Source organism: Acidibrevibacterium fodinaquatile (genome assembly GCF_003352165.1).
Taxonomy (GTDB): Bacteria; Pseudomonadota; Alphaproteobacteria; order Acetobacterales; family Acetobacteraceae; genus Acidibrevibacterium; species Acidibrevibacterium fodinaquatile.
Genome location: NZ_CP029176.1, coordinates 1,442,138 through 1,461,440, shown reverse-complemented (window position 1 = coordinate 1,461,440; position 19,303 = coordinate 1,442,138). Strand labels below are relative to the sequence as shown.

Sequence of the window (19,303 nt, the reverse complement as noted above, 5' to 3'; positions counted from 1 at the left end):
ATGGCATCACCCCGCATCCGCCTGCTGCCCGAGGCGCTGGTCAATCGCATCGCCGCCGGCGAGGTGATCGAGCGGCCGGCGGCGGTGGTCAAGGAGTTGGTCGAAAACGCGCTCGATGCCGGGGCGCGGCGGATCGCCATCGCGATCGAGGAAGGCGGCATCGCCCGCATCGCGGTCACCGATGACGGCGCCGGCATCGCGGCCGACGATCTGCCGCTCGCGATCGCGCGCCATGCGACCTCGAAGCTCGGCGATGAGCAGCTGATCCGCATCACCACGCTCGGGTTTCGTGGCGAGGCGCTGCCCTCGATCGGCGCCGCCGGCCGGCTTTCTCTCACCTCGCGCCCGGGTAACGCCGATCACGCCATGACCATCCGCGTCGAGGGCGGCCGGGTTTTTGACCCGGTTCCCGCCGCCGGCCCGCCGGGGACCGAGGTCGTGGTGCGCGATCTCTTCTTCGCGACGCCGGCGCGGCGGAAATTCCTCAAATCGGCGCGGAGCGAGGCCGAGGCGGCGGAGGCCGTCGCGCGACGCCTGGCGCTCGCCGCGCCTGCCGTCGGATTTCGCTTCGAAGTCGATGGACGGGTGATTTTCGAGCGCGCCCCCGAGCCACTCGCCGCCCGCGTCGGCGCTTTGTTCGGGGCGGCGGCGGCGGATAATCTGCTGCCACTTGCCGCCGAGCGCGGCGAGATGCGGCTCTCCGGCTTCGCTGGCGCCGCCCATCTCACCCGCGCCAATGCCGCGTTGCAGCATTTCATCGTCAATCGCCGCCCGGTGATCGACCCGGTGCTCCGCACGGCGCTGCGCATCGCCTATCGCGACGTCATTCCCGCCGGGCGCCATCCGGTGGCTGCCCTGATCCTCGACCTGCCCGCCGATGAGGTCGATGTGAACGTCCATCCGGCTAAGACCGAGCTGCGTTTCCGCGACCCCGCCGGGGTGCGCGCGCTGGTGATCGGGGCGTTGCGCGCCACACTCGCAACGCCAGCGGGAACGCTGTCGGCAGCCCGCCCCCCCCTTCCCCGCTTCGGCCATTCCCGCGCCGGCGATGCCCCCTCGGGCGCATCCGGCTTGGGAACCGCCGCCGCCGAGAGCATGGCGGCGATGCAGTTCGCCGAACCCACGCTCGCGCTTGCAGCGCCGCCGGCCGCGCGCCAGATCGCTGCCGCGGATCCGCCAGCAGCGTCCGCCGTGCGCGAGTCCGCAGCGGTCCAAGCCGCGATCGATTACCCGCTCGGCGCCGCGGTCGCGCAAGTGCTCGAGACCTATATCCTGGCGCTCACCGGCGATGGCGCGCTCGTCATCGTCGATCAGCACGCCGCCCATGAGCGGCTGACCCAAGAACGCCTCGCCCGTGAATGGGCGGCCGGCGGCGTGCGCGCGCAGCCGCTGCTGTTGCCGGCGGTGGTCGAACTCTCGGCCGCGGAGGCCGAGCGGGTTCTCGCCGAAGCCGCGGCGCTGGCGCAGCTCGGGCTCGAGATCGAGGCTTTCGGGCCGCAAGCGATCCTGGTCCGCTCGCTCCCGGCAGCACTCGGGGCGCCGGAGCCAGGGCCGCTGCTCCGCGACATCGCCGACGAACTCGCGGACAGCGGCGCCCAGACCTCGCTCGCCGCGCGGCTTGATGCGGTGCTGGCGCGTCTCGCCTGCCATGGCAGCATCCGGGCCGGGCGGCGGCTGCAAGCGGCGGAAATGAACGCCCTTCTGCGCGATATGGAGGCAACGCCACGCGCCGCGACCTGTAGCCATGGCCGCCCGACCTTCCTCCGCCTGTGCCGCGCCGACATCGAGCGCCTGTTTGGCCGCCGTTGAGCCGCCGTTGAGCCACTGAATGTCACTGTTTTGTCATAAACTCCGCCACCAACATCCCTCGATGTCACAAAAGCTTCATAAAACTGCAATCATCACGCCGCCATCGCCGCCTAATTTGCCGCCAGTTCGGCCCGATGCGTCACCCGACCATGAGGAGTTGTTATGAAATCAGCCATCGCGGCGCTCGCCTTCGGGCTCGCGCTGTTGTCGGGGTTTGCCCCGAGCTTCGCCGCCGAGTCGATCACCGGCGCCGGCTCGACTTTCGTCTATCCTCTGCTCGCCAAATGGTCGGACGATTACAGCAAGCAGGGTGGCGCCAAGATCAATTATCAGTCGATCGGCTCGGGCGGCGGCATCGCGCAGATCAAAGCCGGCACCGTCACCTTCGGCGCGAGCGACATGCCGCTTCCCCCCGCCGATTTGCACGAGGCAGGGCTGCTCCAATTCCCCGCCGTCGTCGGCGCGGTGGTACCGGCGGTCAATCTCCCCGGGATTGCGCCCGGGGCGCTGCGCCTGACCGGGCCAGCGCTCGCCGATATCTATCTCGGGCGGGTGAAGACTTGGAATGATCCCGAGATCGTCTCGCTCAATCCCGGGCTCACGCTGCCGGCGATGGCGATCACTGTCGTCCATCGCTCGGACGGCTCCGGCACCACCTTCAATTGGGTGGATTATCTCGCCAAGGTAAGCCCGGAATGGAAGGCCCGCATCGGCGAGGGCACCTCGGTCTCGTGGCCGGCTGGCGTCGGCGGCAAGGGCAATGAGGGGGTCGCGGCCTATATCCAGCGGATCAAGGGGTCGATCGGCTATCTCGAATACGCCTATATCCTGCAAAACAAGATGAGCTACGCCTTGGTCCAGAACGCCGCCGGGCGCTATCCGGAACCGGGCAAGGCCTCGTTCCAAGCGGCGGCGGCGAGCGCGGAATGGTCCAAAACCTCGGATTTCGACCTGGTGCTGACCAATGCGCCGGGTGACGATGCCTATCCCATCGCGGCGACCAGCTTCATCCTGATCCACCGCACCGCGCTGGCGACGCCGGCCGGCAAAGCGGCGCTCGACTTCTTCCGCTGGGCCTTCGCCCATGGCGACGCCGACGCCGAAGCCCTCGCCTATGTGCCGCTGCCGGCGAGCCTCACCGCCGCCATCGAAGCCTATTGGCAGGCCAATCAGCCGTGACAGCGGGCGCGCGGCGCGAGCGGGACCAGCCTCGATGAGCGGGATCGCATTGCCGCGCGCGCACGCCCCGGCGCGCCGCTGGCTCCCGTTTGGCGATCGGCTGTTTCGCATCCTCCTCGCCGGCGCCGCGGTGATGGTGCTAGCGCTGCTCGGAGGCGCGGCGCTGGCGATTTTCTGGGGGGCGCTGCCGGCCTTCCGGCACTTCGGTCTGGCGTTCCTCACCGGTCTTGCCTGGGATCCGGTGCATCGCGATTTCGGCGCATTGGTGCCGATCTATGGCACCCTGGTCACCTCGACGATCGCCATGCTGACGGCGGTGCCGGTCAGCTTCGGCATCGCACTTTTCCTGACCGAAGTCGCGCCGGTCTGGCTCCGCGCCCCGATTGGCGGCGCGATCGAGCTGCTCGCCGGCATCCCGAGCATCATTTATGGCATGTGGGGGCTTTTCGTCTTCGCGCCCTTCATGGCCGATCACGTCGAGCCGGCGTTGACCGCGGCCCTCGGGCCGCTGCCGCTGCTCGGCGTTTTGTTCGATGGCCCGCCGCTCGGCATCGGCATGCTGACCGGCGGGCTCATTCTCGGCGTCATGGTGGTGCCGTTCATCTCCTCGGTGATGCGCGACGTGTTCCGCCTGGTGCCGCAGGCTCTGCGCGAATCCGCGCTCGGGCTTGGGGCGACGCGCTGGGAGCTGGTCTGGCGGGTGGTGCTGCCCTACACCAAAAGCGCGGTCATGGGCGGGATTTTCCTCGGCCTCGGCCGCGCCCTCGGCGAAACCATGGCGGTCACCTTCGTGCTCGGCAACGCCCATGATTTCAGCGCCTCGCTGCTCATGCCCTCGACCTCGATCGCCGCCGCGATCGCCAACGAATTCACCGAGGCGGATAGCGACATCTACCGCTCTTCGCTGATCGCGCTCGGCTTTGTTCTCTTTGCCATCACCTTCGTGGTGCTCGCCCTGGCGAAATGGCTACTCGCGCGGCTCACCGCCGGGGAGCGAGCGCGATGAGCAAAAATGACGCGATGCGCCGCGCGGGCGGGGCGCGGATGCTGCGTCGCCAGGCGGTAAACGGGCTCGCGCTCGCGCTTGCCACCCTCGCGACGCTCGCTGGCCTGATCGCGCTGGTCTGGATCCTCGCGACCATTATCGTCAACGGGGCCGCCGCCCTCGGCCCGCATCTCTTCACCCGCATGACCCCGCCGCCCGGGAGCGAAGGCGGGCTGCTCAACGCGCTTCTCGGCAGCGTGATGATGACCGCGCTCGCGGTGCTGCTCGGGGCGCCGATCGGCATTCTCGCCGGCACCCACCTCGCCGAAAGCGGCGGGCGGCGCTGGATCGCGGAGGCAGTGCGCTTCGTCAACGACATCCTGCTGTCCGCACCCTCGATCGTCACCGGCCTTTTCGTCTATGAAATCATCGTCCAGCCGAGCGGCCATTTTTCCAGCATCGCCGGCGCCGTCGCGATGGCGATGGTGTTGTTGCCGGTGGTGGTCCGCACCACCGACGAGACGCTACGGCTGGTGCCGGTTTCGCTGCGTGAGGCAGCGCTCGCGCTCGGCGCGCCGCTCTGGCGGATGGTCTTGTTCGTGCTTTATCCGGCGGCGCGCACCGGGATGCTGACCGGCCTTCTCCTCGGCATCGCGCGGATCAGCGGCGAGACCGCGCCGCTCCTCTTCACCGCGCTCAACAACCAGTATCTGAGCTTCGACATCACCAGGCCGATGGCCAACATGCCGGTGGTGATCTTCCAGTTCGCGCTCAGCCCCTATCCCGCCTGGCAGCAGCTCGCTTGGGCGGGGGCACTGCTGATGACGGTATTCGTGCTTCTGCTCAGCCTGGGCTCGCGCCTCCTGCTGCGGCCACGCAAAGCGTGAGTGGCGGGAGACGAGCGATGAAAGGATCGCCGATGGATGCCAGCGCCGCCATGACCACACCCGACCTCGCCGCCGCCGGCGAGGCGGGAGCGCGGATCATGATCGAGAATCTGCATTTCTTCTATGGGACGACGGAGGCCCTGAAAAACATCACCCTTGCCCTTCCTGACCGGCAGGCGACCGGGATGATCGGCCCCTCGGGTTGCGGCAAATCGACGCTGCTCCGCGTGCTCAACCGCATGTACGACCTCTATCCCGGCCAGCGCGCCACCGGGCGGGTGATGATGGATGGCGAAAACATCATCAGCCCCGATGTCGATGTGAATACGCTGCGCCGGCGGATCGGCATGGTGTTTCAGAAGCCGACCCCGTTCCCGATGTCGATCTATGACAATATCGCGTTTGGCGCGCGCCTGCATGAGCGGCTTTCCCGCGCCGAGATGGATGAGCGGGTGGAATGGTCGCTTTCGCGCGCCGCCCTCTGGGACGAGGTCAAGGACCGGCTGCGCGCGCCGGCGACCGCGCTTTCCGGTGGTCAGCAGCAGCGCCTCTGCATCGCCCGCTCGATCGCCATCCGCCCCGAGGTGATCCTGCTCGACGAGCCGACCAGCGCGCTCGACCCCATCAGCACGCTCAAAATCGAGGAACTGATCGACGAGCTGAAATCCGATTTCACCATCGTCATCGTAACCCACAACATGCAGCAGGCGGCGCGCTGTGCCGATCAGGTGGCGTTTTTCTACCTCGGCGAACTGGTCGAGGTCGGGCCCGCGGCGCAGATCTTCACGGCGCCACGCCAGCGCCGCACCCAGGAATACATCACCGGACGGTTCGGCTGAGCGCGGGCGGCATGACAGAGGGTGAACATGTCTGAAAACATGGGGCATATCGTGAAAAGCTACGAGCAGGAGCTAAAGCGCCTCGCCGATCTGATGGCCGAGATGGGTGGGCTGGTCGAGAGCCAGACAGCGCTCGCGGCGCAAGCGGTGGTCGGCCAGGACGGCGCCGCCGCCGCGCGCGCGATCGAAATCGATCCCCGCGTCGATGCCCTGGAGCGCGAGGTCGAGCAATTCGTCATTCGTCTGCTCGCGTTGCGTCAGCCGGTCGCCAATGATCTGCGCAAGATCGTCGCCGCCCTGAAAATCACCTCCGATCTCGAGCGGATCGGCGACTATGCCGCCAATGTCGCCAAGCGCAGCCTGGTGCTGGCGCAATTCCCGTTGCCCTATAGCCTCACCGGCATCGCCCACATGGCGCGCATGGTGCAGGAGAATTTGAAAGCGGTGATCGACGCGGTGAGCGAGACCGATGCCGCCAAGGCGATCGCGGTCTGGCGCTCTGATCAAGCGGTCGATGACATCTACAACACCATTTTCCGCGAACTCATCACCTACATGATCGAGGATCCGCGCAACATCACGCCCTGCACGCATCTTCTGTTCATCGCCAAGAATCTCGAACGCATCGGCGATCACGCGACCAACATCGCCGAAAAAGTCCACTACACCGCGACCGGCGAAACCCTGCCTGAAACCCGGCCGAAGGGCGAACACTCGCCCTATGCCGGGCTCGCGCAATCCTGAACCAGCCCCGATCAAGGAGCCACGCCATGCCCGAAGGCGTTTTCCACCCCGCCAAACCGAAAGTGCTGATCGTCGAGGACGAAGCGGCCTTGGCGACGATGCTGCGCTATAATCTCGAAAAACAGGGTTTCGCCGTCGAGGAAGCGGGGGACGGGCAGGAGGCCCTGCTCCGCATCAGCGAGCACGAGCCCGATATCGTGCTGCTCGACTGGATGCTGCCGACGCTTTCCGGGATCGAGGTCTGCCGCCAGATCCGCCGCTCGAGCGCGACCCGTGACCTGCCGGTGATCATGGTGACGGCGCGCAACGACGAGCAAGACGCCGTCCGCGGCCTCAATACCGGCGCCGATGATTACATCACCAAGCCGTTCAACATGGAGGCGTTGCTTGCCCGCATGCGCGCCCTCTTGCGCCGCGCGAGCGGCGGCAACGGCAAGGGACGGCGCGAATTCCACGACATCGTCATGGATCTCGCCTCGCACCGCGTCTATCGCGGCACTCGCCCCGTCCATCTCGGCCCGACCGAATACCGCCTGCTCGATTTCCTCATGCAGCATCCGCGCCGGGTGTTTTCGCGCGAGGAATTGCTCGATGCGGTCTGGGGGGTTGATATCCATGTCGAGCCGCGCACCGTCGATGTCCATATTCGGCGTCTGCGCAAGGCGCTCAATGTCGGCGACGAGACCGACCTCGTCCGCACCGTCCGCGCCGCCGGCTACGCCCTCGATACCGAGACGATCTGAGCGCCGGCCGGGCGCCGGCCGGGCGAAATCGCGCGGCCCTTCGGGCGCGCTCTGGGCGCCCTCTGGGCGCGCTCTGTGTCAGGCCGAAGCGCCACGGCCCCTGATGGACGCCGCCGCGACGCGCGGGTAAAACCCGGCGCCATGGTCGAAACCCCCGCTTCCTCGCGCTACGCCGTCAAAGAAATTTTCTTCACCCTCCAGGGCGAGGGGGTTCAGGCCGGGCGGGCCGCGGTGTTTTGCCGGTTTGCCGGCTGCAATCTCTGGTCCGGCCGCGCGCAGGACCGGGCGGGCGCCGTTTGCCGGTTTTGTGACACCGACTTCGTCGGCACCGATGGCGAGGGCGGCGGGGTCTTCGCCGGCGCCGAGGCGCTGGCCGCCGCCATCGCCGCGCGCTGGCGGGCGGGACGCGAGGGGCGGTTCGTGGTGCTGACCGGCGGTGAGCCGCTGCTCCAAGTCGATCCCGCGCTGATCGCGGCGCTGCATCGGGAAAACTTCACCATCGCGATCGAAACCAACGGCACCCTCCCCGCCCCGCCCGGGATCGATTGGGTTTGCGTGAGCCCGAAAGCCGCGGCACCGCTGGTCCTCGATCACGGCGATGAGCTGAAGCTCGTCTATCCGCAGCCCGAGGCGCCGCCCGAGCGCTTTCTCGGCCTCGCCTTCCGCCATTTCCTGCTCCAACCGATGGACGGGCCAGACCGCGCCCGCCATACCGAAGCGGCGATCGCCTATATCGCGGCGCATCCACGCTGGCGGCTCTCGCTGCAGACCCATAAATTCATCGGCATTCCCTGATGTTCCAGCTCACCAAAGAATTCCGTTTCGAGGCCGCGCATACGCTGGTACGGACGATCGAGACCGAGGCCAGCCGGCGCGTCCATGGCCATTCCTACCGCGCCGAGGTGACGATCGGCGGCGAGATCGGGGACAATGGCATGCTGGTCGATCTCGGCCTGTTCGCCCAAGCGCTGGCGCGGGTGCGCGAGCGCCTCGATCACCATTTTCTCGATGAAATCCCCGAACTCGCGCCGGCGACGTTGGAGCGGCTCGCCCTCTTCGTCTGGCGGCATTTGGCGCGCGAATTTCCCGGTCTCGTCAGCGTCGCGATCTGCCGGGACTCGCTCGGCGAGCGCTGCCTCTACCGGCCGGGGTGATGGCCGCGCAGCCGTTTCCGCCGATTCCCGCCGGCGCGGTGATCCTCCAAGTGCTGCCGGCGCTCAATACCGGCGGCGTCGAGCGCGGCACGCTCGAGATGACGGCGGCGATCGCGCGCGCCGGCGGCGTCGCCCTGGTCGCTTCCGCCGGTGGGCGGCTGGTCGCGGCGATCGAGGCGGCCGGCGGGCATCACATCACGCTGCCGCTCACCCGCAAATCGCCGTTCGCGATCTGGCGCAACGCCGCCCGCCTTGCCGAGATCGTCGCCAGCGAGCGCGTCGCCCTGATCCATGCCCGCTCGCGCGCCCCGGCCTGGTCGGCCTGGCTTGCCGGCAGCCGCGCCGCGACCCGCTTCATCACCACCTATCACGGCGCTTACACCGAGAATTTCCCCGGCAAACGCGCCTATAACAGCGTCATGGCGCGCGGCGAGCGGGTGATCGCGATCAGCGACTTCATCGCCGCCCTCATCCTCGAGCGCTATCGGATCGAGCCTTGGCGGCTGCGCGTCATCCCGCGCGGTGTCGATCCGGCGATGTTCGATCCGGCGACGCTCGCCGACCCGCCCGGTCTCGCCCGTCAGCGTGCGCTCGCCGAAGGCTGGGGATTGCCGCCCGGCCGGCCGGTGCTTCTGCTGCCCGGGCGGCTCAGCGCCTGGAAAGGGCACGCGGTCGCGATCGCGGCGCTGGCGCGGCTCGCTCCCGATCCGGTTTTGGTCTTCGCCGGCGGCGATCCACGCGGCCGGCTCGCCCACGCCTTGCGCCGCGCAGCACATCGGCTCGGGGTCGAGAAACGGGTCATCTTCGCCGGTGATTGCGCCGACATGCCCGCCGCCTACGCCCTCGCCGACGCCGTCATCAATGCCTCCACCCGCCCCGAAGCCTTCGGCCGCACGGTGATCGAGGCGCAAGCGATGGCGCGGCCGGTCATCGCTGCCGATCATGGCGGCGCGCGCGAAACCATCCGCGCCGGCGAGACCGGCTGGCTGGTCACGCCTGGTGACCCGGCGGCGCTGGCGGCGGCGGTTGGCGAGGCCCTCGCGCTTTCACCGGCCGACCGCGCGGCGCTCGGCGCGCGGGCACGCGCGGCGATCCTCGCGCGCTTCACGACGGCGGCGATGCAGGCGGCAACCCTCGCCGTCTATGCGGAATTGCTGCGATGAGCCGCATCCTCGTCATCCGGCTCGGCGCCCTCGGCGATTTCATCCAAAGTTTTCCGCCGTTTGCCGCGATTCGCGGCCATCACGCCAGCGATCACATCACCCTCCTCACCACCGCGCCGTTTGCCGCCCTGGCCGCGCGCGCGCCGTGGTTTGACGCGATCCGTCTCGACCCGCGCCCGGCCTGGTGGAACCTTCGCGGGCTGCGTGCGCTGCGCCGCCAGCTGCGTGGTTTCGATCTGGTTTATGATTTACAGACCTCAGCGCGGAGCAACCGCTATTTCTGGCTCGCCGGGCGGCCGCGCTGGTCTGGCATCGCCCCTGGCTGCGCCCTGCCGCACGCCAATCCGCGGCGTGACTTCATGCACACGAGCGAGCGCCAGCGCGAGCAATTGGCGATGGCCGGAATCAGCACGTTTCCAGCACCCGAACTCGCCTGGCTGACCGGCGGGGCGCGCCCGGCCGGGATTGCCCCGCCCTATGCCGTCCTCGCGCCCGGGGCTGCGCCGCATCGGCCGGAGAAGCGTTGGCCCGCGGCGCTGTTCGGCGAGGTCGCGGCCTTGCTCGCCGCCCGTGGCACGACGCCGCTGGTGATCGGGAGCGCCGCCGAGGCGCCGCTCGCCGCCGAAATTCGCGCCCGTGCGCCGGAAGCGATCGATCTCACCGGGCGCACCACGCTCGCCGATCTCGGCCCCGTCCTCGCCGGCGCCGCGCTGGTGATCGGCAACGATACCGGGCCGATGCATCTCGCAACCCTGCTCGGGCGGCCGGCGATCGTCTTGTTTTCCAGCGCCTCCGATCCCGCGATCACCGCGCCACGCTATCCCGATGGCGGCTGGCCGGTGATCCTCGCCATGCCCGACCTCGCCGATCTCCCGGTTGCGAGGGTTGCGGCGGCGCTGCCCTGAGGCCATAGATTTTCCGCTCTCACCAGTCAGGATTCCGGCATGCCCGCTTTCACCCTTCCCGATGGCTCGGTCCGCCATTTCGACCACGCCCCGAGCGGCGCCGAACTCGCCGCCGCAATCGGGCCGGGCCTTGCGCGCGCGGCGCTCGCCGTGGTGGTCGATGGTGAGACGCGTGATCTCTCGCGCCCGCTCGAGCACGACGCCGCCATCCGCTTCATCACCCGCCGCGATGAAGAAGCGCTGACCCTGATCCGCCATGACGCCGCCCATGTGCTGGCCGAGGCGGTGCAGGCGCTCTATCCCGAAACCCAGGTGACGATCGGCCCGGCGATCGAAAACGGCTTCTATTACGATTTCGCCCGCCCCGAGCCCTTCACGCCCGAGGATTTCCCGGCGATCGAAGCCAAGATGCGCGACATCATCGCCGCCAACGCCCCCTTCGTGCGCGAGGTCTGGGAGCGTGAGGCGGCGATCGCGTTTTTCGCCGGCCGCGGTGAGAGCTACAAGGCGGAGATCATCCGCGATCTCCCGCCGAGCGAGACGATCACGCTTTACCGCCAGGGCGAGTGGGTCGATCTCTGCCGCGGCCCGCATATGCGCACGACCGGCGATGTCGGGGACGCCTTCAAGCTGATGAAAGTCGCCGGCGCCTATTGGCGCGGCGATCACCGCAACGCCATGCTGAGCCGGATCTACGGCACCGCCTGGCGTGACAAAAAGGAGCTTGACGCCTATCTGACGCAGCTCGCCGAAGCCGAGCGGCGCGATCATCGCCGGCTCGGGCGCGAGATGGATCTGTTTCACATCCAGGAGGAAGCGGTCGGCAGCGTCTTCTGGCACCCCAAGGGCTGGGCGCTTTATCGCCGCGTCGAGGCCTATATGCGCCGCCGCTTGGACGCCAACGGCTATCAGGAGGTGCGCACGCCCCAGCTCGTCGATCGCGCGCTCTGGGAAGCCTCCGGCCATTGGGAAAAATTCCGCGAGCACATGTTCATCGCGACCGTCGAGGAAGAGGAAAAAACCCTCGCCCTGAAGCCGATGAACTGCCCCTGCCATGTGCAGATCTTCCGCCAGGGGGTGCGCAGCTACCGCGAATTGCCGCTCCGGATGGCGGAATTCGGGGCATGCCACCGCTATGAGCCGTCCGGCGCGCTGCACGGCATCATGCGGGTGCGGGCCTTCACCCAGGATGATGCCCATATTTTCTGCGCCGAAGATCAGATCGCCGCGGAAACCGTGCGTTTCGTCGAACTCCTCGGCCAAATCTATCGCGATTTCGGTTTCCCCGATTTTCAGGTGAAATTTTCCGACCGCCCCCTGATCCGCGCCGGCAGCGACGCCGTCTGGGACCGCGCCGAGCAGGCGCTCAGCGAGGCCTGCGCCACCGCCGGCGTCACCTACACCCTCAATCCCGGCGAAGGCGCGTTTTACGGCCCGAAGCTGGAATTCGTGCTGCGCGATGCGATCGGGCGCGACTGGCAATGCGGCACCTTGCAGGTCGATTTCGTGCTGCCCGAGCGGCTGGATGCCGATTATGTCGGCGAAGACGGCGCCCGCCATCGCCCGGTGATGCTGCATCGCGCGATTTTGGGCAGTTTCGAGCGGTTTCTCGGCATTTTGATCGAGCATCATGCCGGGCGCTTCCCGCTTTGGCTCGCGCCCGTCCAGGCGGTGGTCGCGACCATCGTCTCGGACGCCGATTCCTATGCCGAGGAAGTCGCGGCGCGTCTGCGCGAGGCCGGTCTCGCCGTCGAGTGCGACACCCGCAACGAAAAAATCAACGCCAAAGTGCGCACCCATAGCGTTGCCCATGTGCCGGTCCTCATCGTCGTCGGGCGCAAGGAGGCGGAGAGCGGGACGGTTGCGCTGCGTCGGCTCGGTGGCGCGGCGCAGGAGGTGCTGGCGCTCGACGAGGCCGTCGCACGGCTTGCGCGCGAGGCGACGCCACCCGATCTATTGCCGGCATTGCAACGGTAATGCTTGATCACCGCCGCCGGGTTCGGCAAAACTCGGCGCGGTAAGAGACCCTACCCCGTCACAGCCAGAGGAGAGTGACCCATCGCCAGACCCCCCCTGCCCGCCGCGCCGACGCGCGACGGCCCCCGCGTCAACGAGGAGATCCGCAACCCCCAGGTCCGCTTGATCGACGAGAACGGAGAGATGATCGGCGTCATGAGCGCCCGCGAAGCGCAAGCCCGGGCCTATGCCGTCGGCCTTGATCTTCTCGAGATCAGCCCCAACGCCGATCCGCCGGTGGTGAAAATCCTCGACTACGGAAAATACAAATACGAAATCCAGAAGAAGAAAAACGAAGCCAAGAAAAAACAAAAAGTTATCGAAATCAAAGAGATCAAAGTTCGTCCGAATATCGATGAAAACGACTATCAGGTGAAATTACGGGCGATGAAATCCTTCATCGAGGAAGGCGACAAGGTCAAAGTCACCTTGCGTTTCCGCGGCCGCGAAATGGCGCACCAGGAAATCGGCGTCAAGGTGCTGGAACGCATCCGCGCCGATATGGACGCCGCGACCAAGGTCGAGCAGATGCCGCGCCTGGAAAACCGCCAGATGGTCATGGTGCTGAGCCCGCGCTGAGCGGGGCCGCGATGCGGATTCTCGGCCTCGACGCCGCTTTCGCCACCTGCTCGGTGGCGGTGAGCGAGCAGGGTAGGGTGTGCGCCGAGCGGTCGGCGGCGCCGGCGCGGGGACAAAGCGCGGTCCTTGCGACCCTGCTCGCGGAAGCGCTCGCGGCGGCGCCGGGGCGGATAGATCTCGTCGCGGTGATGATCGGGCCGGGCGGCTTCACCGGCCTGCGCGCCGCGATCGCGCTCGCGCAGGGCTTCGCCCTCGGGCATGGCGCCACGCTCACCGGCGTCACCCTCGCCGAGACCGTGGCGGAAGCCTTGCCGGCGCCACCCGCGGGCGCCTTCTGGGTCGCCCTGCCCCATCGCCTCGGTGGAGTCTTCATCGACGGGTTGGAGGGCACGCAAGGCCGCTTCGATCTCGCCCATCTGCCGGCGCCGCCCGGTGCCGTCACCGTCGCCGGCGAGGCCGCGGCGCTGGTCGCCGAACAGCTCGCCGCGCGCGGGATCGAGGTGCGCCAAAGTGAGTTTTCCGTACCCTCCGCCGGCCTGGTCGCCGCCGCCGCCGCCCGCCGTCTGGCCGCCGGATTGCCGCCGCGCGCCGCCCAGCCGGTCTATGCCGAACCGCCGGCCGCCATCGCCGCCACCTTGCGCCCGCCACCGGCATGACAGAGATAGAGCCGGCCTCCCTCGCCCACAGTGACGCCCTCGCCGCCATTCACGCGGCATGTTTTCCGCCCACCGATCGCTGGGATGCCGCCGTGATCGCAACTCAGCTCAGCCTCCCCGGCACACTCGCGCTGATCGCGCCAGATGGCGGCATGATCCTCGCGCGGGCGATCGCCGGTGAGGCCGAGATTCTAACCCTCGCCGTCATTCCCACGCGCCGCCGGCAGGGGCTCGGCCGCGCCCTGCTCAGCGCCGCCATGACGGAAGCGGCGCGGCGTGGCGCGGCGGTGATGTTTCTCGAGGTCGCCGCCGAAAATCACCCCGCGCACGCGCTTTATGCCGCGGCGGGGTTTCGCCCCATCGGCCGCCGCCGGCGCTATTACGCGAATGGCGGGGATGCGGTAACGATGGGGAGAGACTTGGCAGAAAAGTAGAAAAAAGTTCTTTTTTGAAAAAAAGGACCAAAAAAAACTTTTCCCGGTTGGGGCAGTGCCAGCGGCACTGCCCCGCGAGGGTAAGACTCAGTGGCTGAGAGCGAGCTTGACGACCGCAAACAACGCCATGCCCACCGCCACCACGAGATAAAGGCGCAAGATGCCCATCCACAGCCGCGCCGCCGGCGACAGCCGCAGCGGCGGCAGGTCGGCGAGCGGCCGCATGCGCCACGTCTCGCGATCAAGCGCCGCGACATCGCCCGTCTCCGGCGCCAGGCCACGCTTCGTCACCAGGCGTGTGACAAGAAAGCCGATAACGCCGAGCACCGCACCGCCGATGAGCGTCGCGATGATCTCTCCATCGGTGATGTCCGGGAACACGACCGCCGCGGTCAGAATGATCGACAGAATAACCAGCACACCAACGATCACCCCGGCGAGCAAATTCTGCCACTTGCCGTTCACCCACGGGCCGAGCACGGCCTTATCGTTGCAGAGAAGCAGCAGAAACACCGTGGCACTCGGCAGCAGAATGCCAGCCAACACCTGCACCCCCTCGGTGATCAGCCCAAGCGGCGAGCCCGGGATCAAGACGATCGCCGCCGAGATCGCGATCAGCGCGCCATAGATCAGATAAAAGCCCAGCGCGTCATTCGGCTTGCGGTGCAGCGAATGGCGCACCGACAACGTATCGCCGAACGCATAAGCGGTGGAGAGACCAACCGCCGCAGCCCCGAGCAGCGCCGCATCGACGAGGCCGATCGCAAACAGATCTCCCGCCCAACGCCCGACATATTTGGCCAATCCGGCAGCCACCCCGCCGGCATCGGTGAAATTGCCGAATTCCGGCTTGCCGGCAAACGCCGCGGCGGCGATCGCGATCATCACGATGGCACCGACCTGGGTAAAGACCATGCCGAGCGCCATATCGACCCGCTCATAGGCCATGAAGCGCGGGCGCAGGCGCTTGTCGATGATATAGCTTTGCTGGAAAAATAGCTGCCAGGGCGCAACCGTGGTGCCGACGAGGCCGATAATGAGCAGCATGATGTCCGAAAGCTTGCCCGGCGGCAGACCCGGCACCACGAGGTCTCGCGCCATCTCGCCGAGAGGGGGATGAGCGACCACGAAAATCGGCACGATCGCGAGACTGCCGAGGCAGAGCAGCACCGCAAAACGCTCGAAACGCCGGAAGCTCCCGGTGCTGACCGCGGCAATGGTGAGCCCGGCCGCAACCAGGACGCCAAGCGGCTTCGAGAGGCCGAAATAATCCATCGCCAAGCTGATGCCGATGAACTCGGTGACGATGGTGAGCGCGTTGAGGGCAAAGAGATCGATGACGCTGAACGCGCCCCAGAACCGGCCGAAACGCTCGAAAATCAGCCGCGCATGGCCAACGCCGGTGACCGCGCCGAGCCGCGCCACCATCTCCTGGCAGACATAGAGGACCGGGACGAGCAGGATCATCGTCCAGAGCAGCGTGCTGCCATAGGTCTGGCCGGCCTGGGTGTAGGTCGCGAAGGCGCCGGCGTCGTTGTCGCCGACCATGACGATGAGGCCGGGGCCGACGACCGCAAGCAGAGTCGCGAGACGCGCGACGAGGTTGCGCCGGGGGCCGTCATCGTCGCGCCGGATGGTGCCGAGGGCGCCGGTGATGTCACCGAGATGGGCGGAATCGAGCACCGCCTCCTTGGTCAGGGTGTCGAGCTTGTCGATATGGGTCATGGTATCAGGTCCGTTCTGTGCCAAGGCGGCGCCTGGCTGAGGGGAATGAGTGCGGCGAGCGCCGGCGGCCGGCGCTCGTTGCGATTCAACCAAGCAACGATACCCGCGGGCGCGTCGCGGCGAGGCCCCAATGCGCACGCAAGCGGCCTTCGTCATCGTGCCGCCAACGAAGGTCGAGCACCGGGCGCGCGACCTGCCCCGCGGGCGCCGCGTCGGAAACCAAACGACGTGTTACGGCCGGGCGATTGCCAGGCACGCGGATCTGACGAGGAAAGGTAAAGACGGCCATCACAGCCTCCTCTTGCTCAAGTGGTAACTCGAGCCCGGGAGGCTTGGCCGTTTGGCGTCAGCAGCGAAGCGCTGGCGCCTTAACGGTCACATGCGGATCCCGGGCGGCGACCCATCCCGACGGCGGCAAAGCAGGCGCTAAGCGCCAACTATGGCTCTCCGAGGGCTGGCTACTAGATCGCGGGTTCATGTGATCCCTGACAGAAAGTTGACCCAATCGCCCCAAGCCTCATGGCCTGGAACGAGGCACAAGCGCACGCTTACGGTTTGGCGCGCCTCTCCGTCGCCTAGATAAGACTCTGACCCGGGCCACGGCAAGGAAAAAAACGCCTGGCGCGAGAAAAAATCGGCCGCCATGGCCGTGCCGGCTCGCACGACAGATCTGCGCCGGCTGTGCTATCCTTTATTGCGGCGCAACATGCTATAAGGTGCCGTTATGCCATGGCTGCCAAGCGCTTCCCGCCATCGCTTCCACCCGGAGCGGCTGTTCCGTCCCGATAGCGTCGCCGTGTTCGGTGCCGAGACCGCGGAGGGGGCGATCGTGCTTGCCAATCTCCGCGCCGGCGGCTTCGCCGGCGCCATCGCGACGCTCGATGCCGGCGATCTCGCCATATCGCCGCAAGCCGGCGCGGCGCGCCCGGATGTCGCGCCGTTCGACGTCGCGATTCTCGCAGCACCACTCGACGATCCGCGCGCCGTGCTGGGCGGGCTCGCGGCGCGTGGCTGTTTTGCCGCGATCGCGACCGCGATGATGCCCGGGCTGCGCGATGCGGCGCGCGCGAGCGGCGTCAGGGTGCTCGGGCCGGGCTCTTTCGGGCTCGCCGTTCCCGCGCACGGGCTGAATGCAACGCTCGGCCATCTCCCGGTGCCGGCGGGGCGCACCGCGCTGGTCTCGCAATCGGCCGCGCTCTGCCGCGCCGTGCTTGATTGGGCGGGGCCGAACGGGGTGGGCTTTTCTCACATCGTCGGCATCGGCGGCAACGCCGATATCGGCTTCGGCCTGACGCTCGATTGGCTCGCGCGCGATCCCGCGACCGGCGCCATTTTGCTCGATATCCGCCGGCTCAAAAACCCGCGCGCCTTCATCTCCGCCGCCCGCGCCGCCGCCCGCCTGCGCCCGGTGGTGGCGCTTTGTGCCGGTGGCCTGCTGCGCGATAGCGAAGACGAAACCGGCATCGGACCCGCGGCCGAGGCCGCTTTCGCCGCCGCCGGCCGGCGCGCCGGGCTGCTCGTCGTCAACCATTTTGAGGATCTGCTCGCCGCCGCCGAAACCCTGAGCCGCGCCAATCCTCTCACCCGCGAGCCGCTCGCGATCGTCACCACCGCCATCGCCCCCGGCGAAATGGCGGCGGATGAAGCGCTCCGCCTCGGTGTTCCGCTCCATCCGCTGCCATCGGCGATCCGGACGGCGCTGGCGCGGCCGCTGCCGCCTGAACTCGCCGGTCAAGGCGGCGCCCTCGAGCCGCTTTATCTCGGTCTCGACTCGCCGGCGCGGTGCGCGGCGGCGATCGAAAACCTTGCCCGCGACCCAGACATTGGCGGTATCCTCGCCATTCTCGCCCCGCCACCGCTGCGCCCAAGCGCCGCCGACGACGAAGCCTGGGCCAGCGCGATCGCCGCCAGCGCGCGCGCCATCAAACGCCCGCTCCTCGTCGCGGCGATGGGGGAAACCACCGCAGCGCCATTGCGCTTGCGCCTCGCCGATGCCGGATTGCCGGTCTTCGCGACCCCAGAGCAGGCGGTGCATGGGTTTCATCATCTTCTTCAGCATCGCCGCAACCGGCTCGCCGCGCGCGAATTGCCGCCGAGCACGGTGCTGCGCCTGCTTCCTGACCGGGTGGCGGTGACGCGGGTTTTCGCCGCGGCGCGCCGGGCCGAGCGTCTCGCGCTGCTGCAGGATGAGGCGATGGCGGTGCTTTCCGCCTATGGCGTGCCGGTGGTGCCGACGCGGGCGGCGGCAAGCCCCGAGGATGCCGGGGCGGCGGCGACGATGCTCGGCTTTCCGATCGCGCTCAAGCTGCGGCGCACCGAGAAGCGTGGCGCGCCGAGCGTCGTTCTCGATCTCGCCGACGCCGCCGCCGTCACCCGCGCCGCGGCGCGGATGGCCGCTGGGCAAGCGCCGACGCACGGGTTTCTCGTCCAGCGCCAGATCCGCCGCGCCCGCGAGTTGGCGATCACTCTCGGTGACGACGCGGTGTTCGGCCCGGTGCTCGGCTTCGGCCTTGGCGGCAGCGCCGGCGCCATTCTCGGCGAAAGCGTCGTCGATCTGCCGCCGCTCAACCTGCCGCTCGCGCAGGCGCTGATCGCGCGCTCGCGCTTTGCGCCCTTACTCGGCGCGTTTCGGGAATTTCCGCCGGCGAACCGCGACGCCATCGCCGAGACCCTGGTGCGGATCTCGCAATTGGTGATCGATTTTCCCGAAATCGCGACATTGCGCATCGATCCGCTATTCGTCGATGGCGAGGGGGTTCTGGTCGGTGATGCCGGGCTCACGCTGCGCCCGCGGGGAAGCCGCGCAGAGTTCGCCATCCCGCCTTATCCCGCCGAACTCGAGGAAATTTGGACCGCCGGCGGCGAGAGGCTGCTGCTCCGCCCGATCCGCCCCGAGGACGCCGAGGCGCATGGAGCGTTCTTCCAGCGCCTTGCCCCGGAAGACATCCGCTATCGTTTCTTCTCGCCCATGCGCACGCTCGCGGCCGAGCAGATGGCGCGCATGACGCAAGTCGATTATCAACGCGAAATCGCCTTCATCGCCGTCCGTGAGAGCACCGGCGAGACCGTCGGGGTTGCCCGCTTGGTGCGCGAACTCGATGAAGGGAGCAGCGAATTTGCGATCATCGTGCAGCCGGACATGAAGGGAAAGGGGCTCGCAACGCGGCTCATGCACTGCCTCATCGGCTGGGCGCGCGGGCAAGGCATGACCGAGATCGTCGGCCAGATCCTCGCCGATAACGCGCCGATGCTCGCTTTCGTCCGCCATCTCGGCTTTTCCCTCCATCGCCTGCCCGGCGAAGACGACGTGCTGGAGGCGCGGCTCGCCATCGCCTGAGGGCATTTCCGCGCGCGGCCGCGACCCTGACCCGGGCGCGTTTGCGCCATGGCTCTTGCCCAACAGCGCCCGGCTGTGTCACGAGAGAGGGTCAGGCACTCAACCGAGAAGGGATAGATCCTCGATGTCCCATTCCAACGAAACGACC

At 67.9% G+C, this 19,303-nt stretch carries 18 protein-coding genes; 16 read left to right on the top strand and 2 right to left on the bottom strand.

Annotated features, from left to right (window positions below; translation table 11 throughout):
• The 15 genes from mutL (at nucleotide 1) to DEF76_RS06985 (ending at nucleotide 14,093) form a co-directional block, all read left to right on the top strand.
• Nucleotides 1-1,809: a DNA mismatch repair endonuclease MutL gene (gene mutL, locus DEF76_RS07055; RefSeq protein WP_114911726.1), complete on the top strand. Its 1,809-nt coding sequence runs from the start codon at nucleotides 1-3 to the stop codon at nucleotides 1,807-1,809.
• A gap of 162 nt (nucleotides 1,810-1,971) precedes the next feature.
• Entirely contained in the window at nucleotides 1,972-2,988 is a 1,017-nt protein-coding gene (pstS, locus tag DEF76_RS07050; RefSeq protein ID WP_114911725.1) for a phosphate ABC transporter substrate-binding protein PstS, read from the top strand.
• Nucleotides 2,989-3,022: 34 nt separating this feature from the next.
• Nucleotides 3,023-3,994, top strand: coding sequence for a phosphate ABC transporter permease subunit PstC (gene pstC / locus DEF76_RS07045; protein WP_114911724.1), 972 nt, complete (start codon nucleotides 3,023-3,025; stop codon nucleotides 3,992-3,994).
• Nucleotides 3,991-4,860, top strand: coding sequence for a phosphate ABC transporter permease PstA (pstA, locus tag DEF76_RS07040; protein WP_114911723.1), 870 nt, complete (start codon nucleotides 3,991-3,993; stop codon nucleotides 4,858-4,860). Before pstC ends, pstA begins: the two co-directional genes overlap by 4 nt.
• A 50-nt stretch (nucleotides 4,861-4,910) precedes the next feature.
• A complete protein-coding gene (gene pstB / locus DEF76_RS07035; protein ID WP_114913733.1) occupies nucleotides 4,911-5,699 on the top strand; it encodes a phosphate ABC transporter ATP-binding protein PstB in 789 nt (262 codons plus the stop codon).
• Nucleotides 5,700-5,726: 27 nt separating this feature from the next.
• Entirely contained in the window at nucleotides 5,727-6,443 is a 717-nt protein-coding gene (gene phoU / locus DEF76_RS07030) for a phosphate signaling complex protein PhoU (RefSeq protein ID WP_114911722.1), read from the top strand.
• A 26-nt stretch (nucleotides 6,444-6,469) separates the two neighbouring features.
• Nucleotides 6,470-7,186 (top strand): phosphate regulon transcriptional regulator PhoB, encoded by a 717-nt coding sequence (gene phoB, locus DEF76_RS07025; RefSeq protein ID WP_114911721.1) that lies wholly within the window; start codon nucleotides 6,470-6,472, stop codon nucleotides 7,184-7,186.
• A gap of 141 nt (nucleotides 7,187-7,327) precedes the next feature.
• On the top strand, nucleotides 7,328-7,981 hold the full coding sequence (queE, locus tag DEF76_RS07020) for a 7-carboxy-7-deazaguanine synthase (protein WP_114911720.1): 654 nt from the start codon (nucleotides 7,328-7,330) through the stop codon (nucleotides 7,979-7,981).
• The gene (locus DEF76_RS07015) at nucleotides 7,981-8,340 is read left to right on the top strand and encodes a 6-pyruvoyl trahydropterin synthase family protein (protein ID WP_114911719.1); all 360 of its coding nucleotides are present in this window, start codon (nucleotides 7,981-7,983) and stop codon (nucleotides 8,338-8,340) included. Before queE ends, DEF76_RS07015 begins: the two co-directional genes overlap by 1 nt.
• Nucleotides 8,340-9,503: a glycosyltransferase family 4 protein gene (locus DEF76_RS07010; protein WP_114911718.1), complete on the top strand. Its 1,164-nt coding sequence runs from the start codon at nucleotides 8,340-8,342 to the stop codon at nucleotides 9,501-9,503. The genes DEF76_RS07015 and DEF76_RS07010 overlap by 1 nt, the downstream gene beginning before the upstream one ends.
• Complete coding sequence (locus tag DEF76_RS07005) at nucleotides 9,500-10,408, top strand: glycosyltransferase family 9 protein (RefSeq protein WP_114911717.1); 909 nt, start codon at nucleotides 9,500-9,502, stop codon at nucleotides 10,406-10,408. The genes DEF76_RS07010 and DEF76_RS07005 overlap by 4 nt, the downstream gene beginning before the upstream one ends.
• A 39-nt stretch (nucleotides 10,409-10,447) precedes the next feature.
• Entirely contained in the window at nucleotides 10,448-12,385 is a 1,938-nt protein-coding gene (gene thrS / locus DEF76_RS07000; protein ID WP_114911716.1) for a threonine--tRNA ligase, read from the top strand.
• 96 nt (nucleotides 12,386-12,481) lie between these two features.
• Nucleotides 12,482-13,003, top strand: a complete 522-nt coding sequence (infC, locus tag DEF76_RS06995) for a translation initiation factor IF-3 (RefSeq protein ID WP_114911715.1) — start codon at nucleotides 12,482-12,484, stop codon at nucleotides 13,001-13,003.
• 11 nt (nucleotides 13,004-13,014) lie between these two features.
• Entirely contained in the window at nucleotides 13,015-13,659 is a 645-nt protein-coding gene (tsaB, locus tag DEF76_RS06990) for a tRNA (adenosine(37)-N6)-threonylcarbamoyltransferase complex dimerization subunit type 1 TsaB (RefSeq protein WP_114911714.1), read from the top strand.
• Nucleotides 13,656-14,093, top strand: coding sequence for a GNAT family N-acetyltransferase (locus tag DEF76_RS06985; protein ID WP_114911713.1), 438 nt, complete (start codon nucleotides 13,656-13,658; stop codon nucleotides 14,091-14,093). Before tsaB ends, DEF76_RS06985 begins: the two co-directional genes overlap by 4 nt.
• Nucleotides 14,094-14,180: 87 nt before the next feature.
• Here the strand turns inward: DEF76_RS06985 and DEF76_RS06980 are convergent, their stop codons facing one another.
• Both DEF76_RS06980 and DEF76_RS19245 read right to left on the bottom strand, forming a co-directional pair.
• Entirely contained in the window at nucleotides 14,181-15,818 is a 1,638-nt protein-coding gene (locus DEF76_RS06980; RefSeq protein ID WP_114911712.1) for an NRAMP family divalent metal transporter, read from the bottom strand.
• A gap of 85 nt (nucleotides 15,819-15,903) precedes the next feature.
• Nucleotides 15,904-16,107, bottom strand: a complete 204-nt coding sequence (locus tag DEF76_RS19245) for a hypothetical protein (RefSeq protein WP_162800520.1) — start codon at nucleotides 16,105-16,107, stop codon at nucleotides 15,904-15,906.
• Between the two features lie 435 nt (nucleotides 16,108-16,542).
• On the opposite strand from DEF76_RS19245, the gene DEF76_RS06975 reads away from it, so the two are divergent.
• Complete coding sequence (locus DEF76_RS06975; RefSeq protein WP_114911711.1) at nucleotides 16,543-19,155, top strand: bifunctional acetate--CoA ligase family protein/GNAT family N-acetyltransferase; 2,613 nt, start codon at nucleotides 16,543-16,545, stop codon at nucleotides 19,153-19,155.
• The last annotated feature ends 148 nt before the right edge of the window (nucleotides 19,156-19,303 follow it).

Bases quoted from the DNA above. Each gene is read 5' to 3' on its own strand.
- mutL (WP_114911726.1), top strand. From the start codon at position 1: ATGGCATCACCCCGCATCCGCCTGCTGCCCGAGGCGCTGGTCAATCGC.
- pstS (WP_114911725.1), top strand. From the start codon at position 1,972: ATGAAATCAGCCATCGCGGCGCTCGCCTTCGGGCTCGCGCTGTTGTCG.
- pstC (WP_114911724.1), top strand. From the start codon at position 3,023: ATGAGCGGGATCGCATTGCCGCGCGCGCACGCCCCGGCGCGCCGCTGG.
- pstA (WP_114911723.1), top strand. From the start codon at position 3,991: ATGAGCAAAAATGACGCGATGCGCCGCGCGGGCGGGGCGCGGATGCTG.
- pstB (WP_114913733.1), top strand. From the start codon at position 4,911: ATGACCACACCCGACCTCGCCGCCGCCGGCGAGGCGGGAGCGCGGATC.
- phoU (WP_114911722.1), top strand. From the start codon at position 5,727: ATGTCTGAAAACATGGGGCATATCGTGAAAAGCTACGAGCAGGAGCTA.
- phoB (WP_114911721.1), top strand. From the start codon at position 6,470: ATGCCCGAAGGCGTTTTCCACCCCGCCAAACCGAAAGTGCTGATCGTC.
- queE (WP_114911720.1), top strand. From the start codon at position 7,328: ATGGTCGAAACCCCCGCTTCCTCGCGCTACGCCGTCAAAGAAATTTTC.
- DEF76_RS07015 (WP_114911719.1), top strand. From the start codon at position 7,981: ATGTTCCAGCTCACCAAAGAATTCCGTTTCGAGGCCGCGCATACGCTG.
- DEF76_RS07010 (WP_114911718.1), top strand. From the start codon at position 8,340: ATGGCCGCGCAGCCGTTTCCGCCGATTCCCGCCGGCGCGGTGATCCTC.
- DEF76_RS07005 (WP_114911717.1), top strand. From the start codon at position 9,500: ATGAGCCGCATCCTCGTCATCCGGCTCGGCGCCCTCGGCGATTTCATC.
- thrS (WP_114911716.1), top strand. From the start codon at position 10,448: ATGCCCGCTTTCACCCTTCCCGATGGCTCGGTCCGCCATTTCGACCAC.
- tsaB (WP_114911714.1), top strand. From the start codon at position 13,015: ATGCGGATTCTCGGCCTCGACGCCGCTTTCGCCACCTGCTCGGTGGCG.
- DEF76_RS06985 (WP_114911713.1), top strand. From the start codon at position 13,656: ATGACAGAGATAGAGCCGGCCTCCCTCGCCCACAGTGACGCCCTCGCC.
- DEF76_RS06980 (WP_114911712.1), bottom strand. From the start codon at position 15,818: ATGACCCATATCGACAAGCTCGACACCCTGACCAAGGAGGCGGTGCTC.
- DEF76_RS19245 (WP_162800520.1), bottom strand. From the start codon at position 16,107: ATGGCCGTCTTTACCTTTCCTCGTCAGATCCGCGTGCCTGGCAATCGC.
- DEF76_RS06975 (WP_114911711.1), top strand. From the start codon at position 16,543: ATGCCATGGCTGCCAAGCGCTTCCCGCCATCGCTTCCACCCGGAGCGG.